Here is a 351-nt window from a genome sequence, read left to right as displayed (position 1 = left end):
TCTCGGCCGGCGTCGATTCGGGCGCCAACCACCCGGGCACCCTGTCGGGCATCCACAGCCACAACTTCAGCGGCGACGGCTACAACCAATGGCAGCTGGACGACACGCAAGGCCAGGTCCGCATGCGCCTGGCCACCAGCAGCGCGGCGACGCAGCTGAACCTGGGCTACCTGATCCAGCAATCCCCCACGTCATCGCAACGCGGCGCCTACCGCGGTGCCGGTTTCGAACTGCGCACCGACGCCTGGGCCATCGTGCGCGGCGGCGAAGGCGTGCTGCTGACGACTTCCGCCCGCTCGGCGCAAGGTGCCAGTGTCACGTCGACGCAGATGGATGCATCCGAGGCGCTGG

Annotated in this window: 1 protein-coding gene; it reads left to right on the top strand. The window is 68.9% G+C overall.

What is annotated here, in order from left to right:
• Positions 1-351, top strand: a 351-nt coding sequence (locus GM672_RS27945) for a type VI secretion system Vgr family protein (protein ID WP_211517465.1), incomplete at both ends; no start/stop codon positions are given.

Source organism: Pseudoduganella buxea (genome assembly GCF_009720835.1).
In the GTDB taxonomy this organism is placed as follows: Bacteria; Pseudomonadota; Gammaproteobacteria; order Burkholderiales; family Burkholderiaceae_D; genus Rugamonas; species Rugamonas buxea.
This window is presented reverse-complemented; position numbering and strand designations above follow the sequence as displayed.